The sequence below is a fragment of the Bacillus cereus group sp. BfR-BA-01355 genome (genome assembly GCF_022663675.1).
GTDB lineage: Bacteria > Bacillota > Bacilli > Bacillales > Bacillaceae_G > Bacillus_A > Bacillus_A thuringiensis_S.
The window spans coordinates 54,690-67,479 of the sequence record NZ_JAKUFY010000019.1; the positions used below are offsets into that span (position 1 = coordinate 54,690).

Sequence of the window (12,790 nt, forward strand, 5' to 3'; positions counted from 1 at the left end):
ACTTTCCCATCCTTCCTATTCACTTGCAATAAGTTCTTCTCCGGCATCTAAACGAACCGAAACAAGTTTAGATACCCCTGATTCTTGCATTGTTACACCGTACAACACATCAGACTCTTCCATTGTACCTTTTCTATGTGTAATTACAATAAACTGCGTCTCATCACTAAATTTCTTTAAATACTGTGCAAAACGAGCTACATTCGCTTCATCAAGGGCGGCCTCTACCTCATCTAGTACACAGAACGGTACTGGGCGCACTTTTAAAATACCAAATAAAAGCGCAATTGCCGTTAAAGCACGCTCTCCACCTGAAAGTAAACCTAAGTTCTGCAATTTCTTCCCTGGCGGTTGTGCTACAATATCAATACCCGTATTTAGTAAATCCTCTGGATTAGTCATTACCAAATCCGCTCTTCCGCCTCCAAATAACTCAGAGAATACCGATTGAAACTCCATTCTAATGCCTTCAAACGTAGTAAAAAAGCGTTTTTTCATTTCTTCATCCATTTCGGTAATAAGCTGGTGCAATGTCGTTTTCGCTTCTTCTAGGTCGTCTCTCTGCTCTAGTAAAAATGTATGACGCTCCGCTACGCGTTCATATTCATCAATTGCCCCTAGGTTCACTGTACCTAACTCTTCTATGGATAATTTGATTAATTTTACTTTCTTACGCGCATCTTCTGCAGGCATTGTCATTGTATATTTTAGTTTTGCCGCTTCAAATGAAATCGTATATGTTTCACGTAAATGTTGTAATCTATTTTCCAACTCTACATCAAGTCGGTTTATTTTCACTTCTTGATCTTTCAACATTTCAATAATATATTTATGTTTACCTGTCGTTTCTTTCAAATTACGCTCTAAATGTTCTACTCTCTCTTGCAACGAGACACGTTGTTCGCGACGAGAGCGAATTAATTCTGAAGTTTGATTACGATCATACGCTTTCTTCTCAATCATATTCGTAATTTGCTCTTCACCACTTGAATTAGATGTCATTTCTTGTTTTAAGAAAGCTAAATCCTCTTTCGTTTTTACAAGTGTCGCATCCGTTTCTTCTTTTTCCTTCGTAAATCGTTCAACTTTTTCTTTTTGATTAGATAAGCGTTGTTGCTTTTCAGCTACCAGCACTTTTAACTCAGTCATTTCTTTTTGAACTTTTTCTTTTGAAGAATGTTGCTCACTTTTTTGTTTTGTTAAAGCTACAATTTTACTATCTAACTCTGTGATATCAGCTTGAAGATTCGTTAAAATCCCTTCTAACGCCTCTTTACGCCCTTGTGTTTTTACTCGATCTTGTAAAAAAACTTCAATCTCTAAATCATAAATAGACAAGCGGTCATTAATACGATGTTCTTCTAATTCTAAACGATTAATCTCTTCTCTTAATTTCTGCTCATCTACACGCTCTGCTTCTACAGTTTGCCTTAGTTCGCGTATTTTCACTTCTTTTTCTTGAATCTCTTGTTTTACTGCTTTAACAAAGTTTTCTAACTTCGTTGTTTTTTCTTCCATATCAGTTAACTTGCGAGTCCACTCTTCCAGTTCACGTTGGCGTCCTAATAAAGAAGATTTCGCTTGTTTTACCGCTCCACCAGTCATAGAACCGCCAGGATTCACTACGTCACCTTCGATTGTTACAATGCGATAACGGTATTGCAGTTGTTTCGCCAACTCATTTGCTCCGCGTAAATCTTTCGCAACAATAACAGTACCTAATAAATTTGAAACTACATTTTCATATTTATTATTGTACTGCACAAGTTCTGCCGCCACACCTACAAACGATGGGTGTTGATTTACAATGCGTAATTGCTCAAATGATAACGACCTGCTTTTAATAACAGCTTGCGGTAAAAACGTTGCACGCCCATGTTTATTTTGCTTTAAAAATGCAATTGCATTACGAGCATGTTCCTCTGTTTGTACAACAATGTGCTGCATCGCTGCACCTAGAGCGATTTCCATTGCAACTTCGTATTCTTTAGGTACCGTTAACAGTTCCGCAACAGCACCCTCGATACCTTGCAACCTATTTTCTCTAGCTTTCAATACTTCACGTACACCTTGATAGAAGCCAGAATAATCTTCTTGCATCTCTTCAAGCATTTCTTTTCGAGAACGTGCCTGTTGCACAAATTGATATGCTTGATACAGTTTTGTTTCATTTTCACTATACTGCGTCTTACATTTCCCGAGCGCCGCCTCTGTCTTCTGTATGTTTGAGAGGATGCCAGCTACTTTTTCTTTCACTTGTTCGTAATTTTCTACAAGTTTCGTCTTTTTCGCTGTAATTTCCATACGCATTTCTACATATTTCGCATTCTCTTCATCCAGCCGCTCGTTTTTAGACGTTTGCTGTTTAGATTGTTCTTCAATCATAGATAATTCATTGCGATGACTAGCTTGTTGATTTAAAAGTTCAATATAGTCACCTTTTAAATTCTCAATCTGTTCCTCTAAATTGTCAGCAAAAGTAGCAAGCAGTTGCTCATTATCATGCAATTTTTGCTCTAACTCTTTTACTTCATTCACAAATTGCATTAAAGCTTCTGTACTTGACGCAATTTCACCATCGTAACTTTTAGCTTTCTCTGTTAATTCAACAATTAACTGCTCAAGTTGCGCACAATGCGTCGTAGCATTTTGCTTTCTCTCTTTTAACAACTCGCGCTGTCCTTCTAGTTTTTCTAGCTCTTTACTAGAAAGAAGAAGTACTTCTTGCAACGAATCTACAGACTCATCTACCGCTTGTAATTGTCCTCGTAATTCCTCAAGCTCTTCTTCACTTTTTTGTAAATCCGTTGACATTTTAGCTTCTTCGTCTTTATTATGCCCAAACTGATTTCGAAGCGCTTCCCATTTCTCATGCAATTCTTCAATTTCATGTACAATAAGCGCAGCTTCTACTTTCTCTAATTCTTCTTTATTCTCAAGATAATCTTTCGCAATAGAAGCTTGTCTTTCTAAAGGTTCTACTTGACTACTTAATTCATGAATTATATCTTGTACACGATTTAAGTTTTCTTGTGTTTCTGCTAACTTCCCTTCAGCTTTCTTTTTGCGAAGTTTGTATTTCAGTACGCCTGCCGCTTCTTCAAATACACCTCGACGCTCTTCTGACTTACTACTTAAAATCTCTTCCACTTTCCCCTGGCTAATAATTGAAAAAGCTTCTCTTCCCATACCAGAGTCCATAAATAAATCGATAATATCTTTCAATCTACATGATTGTTTATTAATATAAAAATCACTATCACCTGAACGAGATACACGACGTGTTACACACACCTCATTGTATTCAATTGGTAAACGTTGATCTTCATTATTTAAAGTTATTGTTACTTCAGCAACATTAACCGCTCTCCTCGTATCACTGCCTGCAAAAATAATATCCTCCATCTTTGCACCACGTAATGATTTTGCAGATTGTTCACCAAGTACCCAGCGAATCGCATCAGTAATATTACTTTTCCCGCTTCCATTAGGGCCTACTACAGAAGTTACACCTGGGACAAAATCAACAGATACACGCTCAGCAAAAGACTTAAATCCTGCTATTTCTAATCTTTTTAAAAACACGAAAGGCCTTCCTCCTATTCTCCGTTGCTATAACTGTTATCTATACAAAAACGAGCTATCATACGGATTTCCCTTCCTTTTATTCACAAACAAAAAGAAAGTTTCATTCTATGCATAAGGAATCCCCCTCATTCAAAGGGGGATTCCTTATAGTTGTTCTTTTAATTTTTTCAATGCTTCTGCAGCAGCTTGTTGCTCTGCTTCTTTTTTCGACTTACCACTACCAAGACCTAAAGCTACGTTATTTAACGTAACACGTGACACAAATTCTCGATTGTGAGCTGGTCCTTTTTCTTGCAAAATTTGATACTCAACATTGCCACTACCATCACGCTGAATCAATTCTTGTAACTGACTCTTATAATCCATCACATGAGAAAAAGCACCCTCATTAATTTTCGGATATACAATTTCTTTTAAGAATTCCCAAACTGTTTCTAACCCTTGATCAAGATAAAGGGCACCAATAAACGCTTCAAAGACATCCGCTAATAAAGCTGGTCGTTCACGTCCACCTGTCATTTCTTCACCTTTTCCTAATAAAACAAGGCTACCAAATGACAATTCGTTCGCAAAACGAACAAGAGATGGCTCACATACAATAGCTGCACGTAGTTTTGTTAACTCTCCTTCGCTCATTGTCGGATATTTTTGAAACAGATACTGCGATACAGTAAGTTCCAATACTGCATCTCCAAGAAATTCAAGACGCTCGTTATCTTCATGCGGTTTTTTTCGATGCTCATTCACATACGATGAATGCGTAAATGCTTGAATCAATAATTTTTCATCTGTAAACGTAATACCTATCTTTTCTTGAAACACTTTAAATGCTTCACGATATTTTGTTTCGTATTTTTTTTCTCTATATTTTCGGTACGGCATAGGTCCCTCCAGATATAAGCCAGAAAGCCCCGCTAAAAAACGGGACTTCACTTAAGCATTATAGATGACTCTCTATGTAAGTCACAGCATCGCCAACAGTAGCAATCTTTTCAGCATCTTCATCAGAAATTTCCATTTCGAATTCATCTTCTAATTGCATTACAAGTTCTACTACATCTAGGGAGTCTGCTCCTAAATCTTCCTTGAAGCTTGCAGCTGGTACTACCTCAGTCTCTTCTACTCCTAAACGATCAACGATGATTTTTGTTACGCGCTCTAAAACATCTGCCATTCCATTCACCTCCCCTCAAATATTATATTAAATATTGACCAAAAAAACTAGGTGAAATCGATTCTTTTATTACATTACCATACCGCCATCAACATTTAACGTTTGACCTGTAACATATTTGCTTTGATCAGAAGCAAAAAACGTTACAGCATTCGCGATATCTTGCGCTTCACCAAATTGAGCAGCTGGAATAACTTTTAACATTTCTGCTTTAATATTCTCATCTAGTACATCTGTCATATCAGTCGCAATAAAGCCCGGCGCAATTGCATTCACTGTAATATTTCGACTTGCTAACTCTTTTGCAGATGTTTTTGTTAATCCAATAACACCCGCTTTAGCAGCAACATAATTAGCTTGCCCTGGGTTTCCTATAACACCAACAACCGAAGCGATATTTATAATTCTACCGTGACGTTGACGCATCATATAGCGAGATACTGCTTTTGTACATAAGAATACACCTTTTAAGTTTGTATTAATAACTGTATCCCATTCTTCTTCTTTCATACGCATTAATAAATTATCTTTTGTTACACCAGCATTATTTACAAGAATATCAACTTGTCCAAATGTATCTACTGTTTGTTTCACCATATTTGTAACATCATCAGCATTTGCAACATCTGCTCTTACCGCAATTGCATCAGAACCTAATTTCTTAATTTCATCTACTACTTCATTTGCTTTTTGTTCATTACCTGCATAATTCACTACTACATTTGCCCCTTGTTTCGCTAAATCGATCGCAATCGCGCGACCAATTCCACGTGAAGCGCCAGTTACTAATGCTACCTTCCCTTTTAACATCAGTTTTCTCCTCTCAAATTTGAAATGGTATCTTTTAATGTCTCTTCATCATATATCGCATATGCTTTCACTGATGAATCAATCGACTTCATAAGTCCAGCAAGTACTTTTCCAGGTCCAATTTCAATAAATGTATCTACTCCCTGCTGCACCATACATTCAATAGACGGGTACCATAATACAGGCGAATAAAGCTGTTCGATTAACTTTTCTTGAATGTCTGCACCACGTGTAATAACATCCGCCGTAACATTTGCAATAACAGGAATATTCGTGTCATGAATTGTAATTTCATTTAAAACACTTTGGAACTTCTCAGCTGCCGGCTTCATAAGTGAAGAATGGAAAGGCCCACTTACTTTTAGTGGAATTGCTCTCTTTGCACCATTTTCTTTCGCTCTTTGAGAAGCAACCTCTACACCTTGCTTCGTTCCAGAAATCACAATTTGCTTCGTACTATTCATATTAGCGATTTGCACTGCATATCCTTCACTTGTTACTTCTTCTGTAACTTGTTTCAGCATATCTAGGTCAGCACCTAATATAGCTGCCATCGCACCTTCCCCGTCTGGAACAGCTTCTTCCATATATTCGCCACGTTTCCTTACAGCATATACAGCATCTTCAAAAGTTAATGCACCAGCTGCTACAAGAGCGCTATATTCACCTAAACTATGACCAGCGACAAAGTTAGGTGTAATGTCATACTCTTTCAAAGCTGTCAAAATAGCAAAACTCGTTGTTAATAATGCAGGCTGCGCATTTGTTGTTAATGTAAGCTTTTCCTGCGGTCCTTCAAAAATCACTTCTGAAAGTGAATCTTGTAACACCTCATCTGCTTTTGCAAACACTTTTGCAACCTCTTTATTATTCTCTGCTAATTGTTTACCCATTCCAACTGCCTGTGAACCTTGGCCCGGAAAAAGAAATGCTATTTTTCCCATTTCAAATCCTCCTCTTATTGGAGTGACTCTTTCTCCATTACGCTTGAAATTGTAGGAATTACTTCTTTCGCTACCATTTCTCTCGTTTGACGAATCGCACTAAATATCGACTGGTCATTAGAAGAACCGTGAGCCTTAATGACAGGTGCTTTCAATCCAAATAATGCAGCTCCCCCATACTCCGAATAATCCATTTTATCTTTTAATACCATAAGTTTTGGCTTTAATACCGCCGCTGCTAATTTGCTCGTAAACGAACTCATTAGTTGTTCTTTCAACATAGAGAATAGCGCAAGTGCTGTTCCTTCTAATGATTTCAACGCTACATTCCCTGTAAAACCATCACATACAACAACATCTGCTACACCTTGCAATAAATCTCTCGATTCAACGTTCCCAACGAAATTAATTGGCGCATCCTTAAGCATTGCAAATACTTGCTTTGAAAGCTCGTTTCCTTTTCCATCCTCTGTTCCAACGTTTAATAGTCCAACACGAGGATTTTCAATTCCTCTTACCTTCTCAGCATAAACAGATCCCATTACTGCATATTGATATAAATGAATTGGTTTTGCATCAACATTTGCTCCAACATCTAACATAACAAAACCTTTTCCATCTACAGTTGGCATTGTAGGCGATAAAGCTGGTCGCTCAATTCCTTCCATACGACCGACAACAAATAATCCAGCTGCCATTAAAGCTCCTGTACTACCTGCGGATATACAAGCGTCTGCTTCTCCATCCTTTACTTGCTGTGCCGCAAGTACCATTGAAGCTTGTTTTTTTCGACGAACCGCTCTTACTGGTTCTTCCGTCGATTCTATTTTTTCGTCTGTATGAAGAATAGTAATTCGTTCATCACTCGTTAAGTATTGACGAATTTCCTCTTCTTTCCCTACTAACGTAATATGTAAATCAGAATATTCCTTAATAGCTTTCATTGCCCCTAATACTACAGCCTTTGGAGCGTGATCTCCGCCCATTGCATCTATTGCGATTTTCATAAGTTGTTACCTTCCTCACTATAATTACTAGATCGATACATTTCAAAAGTGCCTGTAAAAACAAGTTCTTCTCCAACGAAGCTACGCACTTTGACAACCGTCCGTCCCTTATCATTCTCTACGTCTTCAACACGCGCTTTTGCAACAACACGCTCTCCTAATTTTACAGGGCGAATATATCGAATGGTAGACTTTGCAGTTAAAGCTAATTCTTCATCAATAACCGCAACAGCTAGTGAGTTTGCTTGCGCAAACAGATGATGCCCACGGGCAATTTGATTTCTTTTAAATACATGTTCTACCTTTACTTCAAAGATAGAGATTGCATGTCTATCTAATTCAATATCAATAATTTCTCCGACAACCTCTTCTAACGGTAAAGATTTCACATCTTCTTCATGTTGCTTTGTAGCTACATGTTTAATTCTCTCTCTTAATTCAGGAATAGACAATTCCATACGATCCAGTCGTACTGTTTGTATACTCACTTGAAATTTTTCCGCTAAATCTTCATCCGTAATAAAAGGATTTGATTCGATTGTTTGTTGTAATAATTCTTGTCTTTCTTTTTTACTTCTTCTTTTCTTCATACCGCACCATCCATTTTTATGACTAGGTACTAACAGTAGTATATAATCATTGAAAGTAGAATGCAACAATTTTTTTGTTGACTCCCTTTAATCGAGCTTCTCTCCTTGGAACACACCTGTCCCATCAAGATACGTACGCAAGGCAGCGTATTGATCATTGTGCCAAAATGCTTCTGACTCTACTAGTATCGCCGCATCTTGCCTTGCTGTTTCTAACGCTCGATAATCGTGTACCATGTCAGCAACCTTAAATTCCGGTAAGCCACTTTGCTTACTCCCAAAGAAATCTCCAGGACCTCGTAATTCTAAATCTTTTTCTGACAATACAAATCCATCATTTGTTTCAGTCATTATGCGCATTCTTTCTTTTCCTGTTTCTGATTTAGGGTCTGCTATTAATAAACAATATGATTGTTCACTACCACGCCCGACACGCCCTCTAAGCTGATGAAGCTGCGATAAACCGAAACGTTCTGCATCATAAATAACCATCACAGTCGCATTCGGTACGTTCACACCAACCTCAACAACTGTTGTCGATACAAGAATTTGCACTTTATTTTCACTAAACTGTCCCATTATCTCTTCTTTTTCCTGAGACGATAATCTCCCATGCATCAATCCAACTTGGCATTTCCCTTGGTAATGATGCGTCAGCATACTATGTAAGTCGATAGCATTTTGCACATCAAGTTTCTCAGATTCTTCAATTAGAGGACAAATAACGTATGCCTGTCTTCCTTTTTTTATCTCCTTCTCAACAAAACCGAGGACGCGATCTAACATATCATGTTTTGCCCAGTATGTTTCAATCACCTTTCTCCCTGCTGGCATCTCATCGATTATTGAAACATCCATCTCTCCAAATGCAGTAATTGCAAGCGTACGCGGAATTGGTGTCGCTGTCATAAATAATACATCTGGACTTTCACCTTTCTCCCGTAAAACTCGGCGCTGCGCTACACCAAATCGATGCTGTTCATCCGTAATAACGAGACCCAACCTATGAAATATAACTTCATCTTGAATTAAAGCGTGCGTTCCAACAAGAATATCTATTTCTCCTTGTTCTAACTTCGCTAAAATGTCTCGTCGTCTCGCACCTTTAACAGAACTTGTTAGCAGTTCCACCTTCATACCAAAATGCGAAAACGTTTCAGCAAGCGACTGATAATGTTGCTCAGCTAAAATTTCTGTAGGAACCATTAAAGCACCTTGATAATGAGCTAATTTCGATGCATAAAGGCCAATCGCAGCAACAACTGTTTTCCCAGAACCAACGTCACCTTGTAATAGTCGGTTCATCCGATAAGGAGATGTCATATCTTTTAAAATTTCATCTACAACTCGGCGCTGCGCACCCGTTAACGGAAACGGCAGTGCATCGATAAATTCTTGTAATTCTACTGACGGAATCTCTTTCTTCGTCCCTTTTGAATTTTCCCTCTCCATTTTCCTCAGCGTTTGCATTTTCAGCTGAAATAAGAAAAATTCCTCATATACAAAACGGCGACGCGCTTGCTTTAAATCCTCCTGTCCTACCGGAAAATGCAAAGCCTTAAGTGCTTCATATCTTGGTAATAATTTATACCGGCCTAACAAACCATCCGGTAACACTTCGACTATAGAATCTCCATATTCCTTTAACGCTTGAGCAATAAAACGACGCATCTGTTTTACTGTAAGTTTCCCCTTTACTGAGTAAACTGGCTCCACTTCTTGTTGACGTACAACTGGCCCAAAATGAAGTTCTGATACAGCAATTGTTTGACGATGTTGATCCCATTTACCAGTAATCGTTACCGTTTCATCTAACGTTAATTTTTGCTTATAGTAAGGCCTATTAAAACATACCGCCGTAATTAAATAACGACCGACGAGAACACGAACTGTTAGACGCGATTTCTTCTTACCATAATATTGCAGCAAAGGAGCACTATGAACCTTCCCTTCAACCGTTACACGTTCATCATGCTTTACTTCAGCAAGATCTTTCATCGCATAATCTTCATAACGGTACGGAAAATGTTCTAATAGATGAGAAACTGTATAAATCCCCATCTCATGTAGTAACTCAGATGTTTCTCCTCCGATCCCCTTTACATCCGTAACAGGAACTTGTACAACATCATTCAAGATTCTCACACCCCGTCACATTATTTTCTTTATTGCATTTTATTTGAGTACCAATTAGCATCTGTAATCGCTCTCTTTCACCTTATATATTCTATCATAGGCATTCTAAGAGAAACTACTCAAATCCCTTATATAAAACAAGTAAAAAAGAGCCTCACTATTAGCAGCAAGGCTCTTTTCTCTCTCCAATATGCTAGCCTTTTGAATAAAAACTAGTAATAAACTTCATATTACTACTTCTTATCCATTAGCAAGTAAGTAATCCATTTATTTTCAAAACGAATCTTATCTTATTCTACAGAGAAGATGAAAGAATACACTGGTTGGTTTCCAGCATGCACTTCTACTTCTGCATCTTCAAATTTCTCTTCTACAAATTCAACTAACTCCGCTACTTCTTCGTCAGTTGCATCTTCACCTTGTAGAATCGTTACGATTTCAGAATCTTCATCAATAAGCGCTTCTAGTAATTGCTTCGCAGCTCCTACTTTTTCAGCATTTGTAGATACAATTTTTCCATCTGCAATACACATGAAGTCATCTTTTTGAATTGCTACACCATCAATTTCCGTATCACGTACAGCATACGTAATTTGACCTGTTTTCACATGAGATAAAGCTTCTTGCATGTTTTCTTCATTCTCTTCTAACGTTCCAACTGGGTTAAATGCTAACATTGCTGCCATACCTTGAGGAACTGTTTTCGAACGAACAACAATAACTTCTTGATCTACAACTGATGCCGCTTGTTCTGCTGCCATTACAATATTTCCGTTATTCGGTAAAATAATGATTTTTTCAGCATTTGCTTCTTCAATTGCCTTCACGATATCCTCCGTACTTGGATTCATCGTTTGACCACCTTCGATAACTTTCGTTGCGCCGATGCTCTCAAATAAAGTTTTAATACCAGACCCCATTGCCACAGTTACGATACCATATGGTTGTTTTTCTTTCGATTGAGCTGGTTGTTCAGGAACCATAGCAGGTTCATCTAATAAAGCAGTATGCTGTTCACGCATATTTTCTACTTTAATCTTAATTAAACTACCGTATTTTTGCCCGTAGTTCATAGCGTCTCCAGGATGTTCTGCGTGGATATGAACTTTTACAATTTCATCATCAGACACAACTAGTAGAGAATCACCATATACACTAATATCTTCACGGAATTTTTGTTCAGAGAAATTATGCTCTTTCACCTTTTCAGCCTCTAATTTCACCATGAACTCCGTACAATATCCATACTTAATATCTTCTGTACTCAATTGGCTTTGTACACTACGGTGATGTTCTGCGCGTACCATCTCATTCATAGATGTTTGCGTCGGTGCATCAGAAGAAATCGTTTCTCCTTTTAAGTCAGCTAAAAATCCTTCGTATACCACTACAAGACCTTTACCACCGCTATCTACAACGCCAACTTGTTTTAATACAGGTAATAAATCTGGCGTACGATTTAACGATGCGTTTGCTTCTTTCACAACGTCTTCCATAAACAAAACAAAGTCGCGCTGTTTTTTCGCAACTGTTACTGCATATTTACCCGTTTCTCTTGCAACCGTTAAAATCGTTCCTTCAATCGGTTTCATAACCGCTTTATAAGCCGCCTCTACTCCAGCTTCTAGTGCTGCAGCAAAATCAACTGTTGTTAATTCTTCTTTTTGTTCAATGGATTTAGAGAAACCACGGAACAACTGAGATAGAATAACTCCAGAGTTACCACGAGCTCCCATTAATAATCCTTTGGCTAAACTTACGCCGACTTTACCAGCATGCTGTGAAGGATTTGCTTTCACTTCACGCGCACCTGAAGTCATAGATAAGTTCATGTTTGTACCGGTATCGCCATCTGGAACTGGAAATACGTTTAATGCATCAACAAGCTGAACATTATTTGTTAAATTATTCGCTCCTTGCATGATCATTTGTGATAAACGTTTTCCATCAATTTTTTGAATTGACACAGATTTTCCTCCTTAATGCACATTACAAGTTTATTACTTTAACTCCTTGTACGTAGATGTTTACAGAATCTACTGCTAGTCCTACAGTTTGATCTAATGTATATTTCACTTTCGTCTGCACATTATGTGCCACTTCTGAAATTTTCGTACCATAGCTCACAATAATATACATATCAATATGTACTTCATCTTCATCTTTACGAACAATAACACCTCTAGTGAAGTTTTCTTTTCGTAAAATGTCTGTTAATCCATCTTTTAACTGATTTTTTGATGCCATACCTACGATACCGTAGCAATCTACCGCGGCACCTCCAGCAATTGTCGCAATTACATCTGTACTAATATCAATTTGACCGTACTTCGTTTTAATTTCAATTGACATCTCGTTTCCCCCTTCATAAATGGTGAAAGTGAGCTAGACTACTTTAGTTACTATCATATAATCTTTTTAAAGAAAATTCCATCGTTCTTTCTTTTCACTCTCATATTTTATGTTTTAAATTACACTTTTTTATGATGAGCAAAATAGTCCATTGTTATTATACAACATGTACCACTATAATATGTCAAG

The 12,790-nt window shown here is 37.7% G+C and carries 10 protein-coding genes; all 10 read right to left on the reverse strand.

Annotated features, from left to right (window positions below):
* Positions 1–15: 15 nt before the first annotated feature.
* A complete protein-coding gene (gene smc / locus MR167_RS09045) occupies positions 16–3,585 on the reverse strand; it encodes a chromosome segregation protein SMC (protein WP_242314410.1) in 3,570 nt (1,189 codons plus the stop codon).
* Positions 3,586–3,732: 147 nt separating this feature from the next.
* A complete protein-coding gene (gene rncS, locus MR167_RS09050; RefSeq protein ID WP_001146875.1) occupies positions 3,733–4,470 on the reverse strand; it encodes a ribonuclease III in 738 nt (245 codons plus the stop codon).
* A gap of 58 nt (positions 4,471–4,528) precedes the next feature.
* Entirely contained in the window at positions 4,529–4,762 is a 234-nt protein-coding gene (acpP, locus tag MR167_RS09055) for an acyl carrier protein (RefSeq protein WP_000786062.1), read from the reverse strand.
* A gap of 69 nt (positions 4,763–4,831) precedes the next feature.
* On the reverse strand, positions 4,832–5,572 hold the full coding sequence (gene fabG, locus MR167_RS09060; protein ID WP_000911774.1) for a 3-oxoacyl-[acyl-carrier-protein] reductase: 741 nt from the start codon (positions 5,570–5,572) through the stop codon (positions 4,832–4,834).
* Positions 5,572–6,516, reverse strand: a complete 945-nt coding sequence (gene fabD, locus MR167_RS09065) for an ACP S-malonyltransferase (RefSeq protein WP_000515908.1) — start codon at positions 6,514–6,516, stop codon at positions 5,572–5,574. Before fabD ends, fabG begins: the two co-directional genes overlap by 1 nt.
* 14 nt (positions 6,517–6,530) lie before the next feature.
* Positions 6,531–7,523, reverse strand: coding sequence for a phosphate acyltransferase PlsX (plsX, locus tag MR167_RS09070; RefSeq protein WP_000684100.1), 993 nt, complete (start codon positions 7,521–7,523; stop codon positions 6,531–6,533).
* Positions 7,520–8,113, reverse strand: coding sequence for a transcription factor FapR (gene fapR / locus MR167_RS09075; protein ID WP_000747349.1), 594 nt, complete (start codon positions 8,111–8,113; stop codon positions 7,520–7,522). The genes plsX and fapR overlap by 4 nt, the downstream gene beginning before the upstream one ends.
* A gap of 87 nt (positions 8,114–8,200) precedes the next feature.
* Positions 8,201–10,249: an ATP-dependent DNA helicase RecG gene (gene recG / locus MR167_RS09080; protein ID WP_001000822.1), complete on the reverse strand. Its 2,049-nt coding sequence runs from the start codon at positions 10,247–10,249 to the stop codon at positions 8,201–8,203.
* A 290-nt stretch (positions 10,250–10,539) separates the two neighbouring features.
* Positions 10,540–12,216, reverse strand: coding sequence for a DAK2 domain-containing protein (locus MR167_RS09085; RefSeq protein WP_000027131.1), 1,677 nt, complete (start codon positions 12,214–12,216; stop codon positions 10,540–10,542).
* A 22-nt stretch (positions 12,217–12,238) separates the two neighbouring features.
* Entirely contained in the window at positions 12,239–12,601 is a 363-nt protein-coding gene (locus MR167_RS09090) for an Asp23/Gls24 family envelope stress response protein (protein WP_000021109.1), read from the reverse strand.
* Positions 12,602–12,790 lie beyond the last annotated feature (189 nt).

Excerpts from the sequence above, each read along its gene's own strand:
- fapR (WP_000747349.1), bottom strand. The coding sequence starts at position 8,113 with ATGAAGAAAAGAAGAAGTAAAAAAGAAAGACAAGAATTATTACAACAA.
- MR167_RS09090 (WP_000021109.1), bottom strand. The coding sequence starts at position 12,601 with ATGTCAATTGAAATTAAAACGAAGTACGGTCAAATTGATATTAGTACA.
- acpP (WP_000786062.1), bottom strand. The coding sequence starts at position 4,762 with ATGGCAGATGTTTTAGAGCGCGTAACAAAAATCATCGTTGATCGTTTA.
- plsX (WP_000684100.1), bottom strand. The coding sequence starts at position 7,523 with ATGAAAATCGCAATAGATGCAATGGGCGGAGATCACGCTCCAAAGGCT.
- fabG (WP_000911774.1), bottom strand. The coding sequence starts at position 5,572 with ATGTTAAAAGGGAAGGTAGCATTAGTAACTGGCGCTTCACGTGGAATT.
- fabD (WP_000515908.1), bottom strand. The coding sequence starts at position 6,516 with ATGGGAAAAATAGCATTTCTTTTTCCGGGCCAAGGTTCACAGGCAGTT.
- rncS (WP_001146875.1), bottom strand. The coding sequence starts at position 4,470 with ATGCCGTACCGAAAATATAGAGAAAAAAAATACGAAACAAAATATCGT.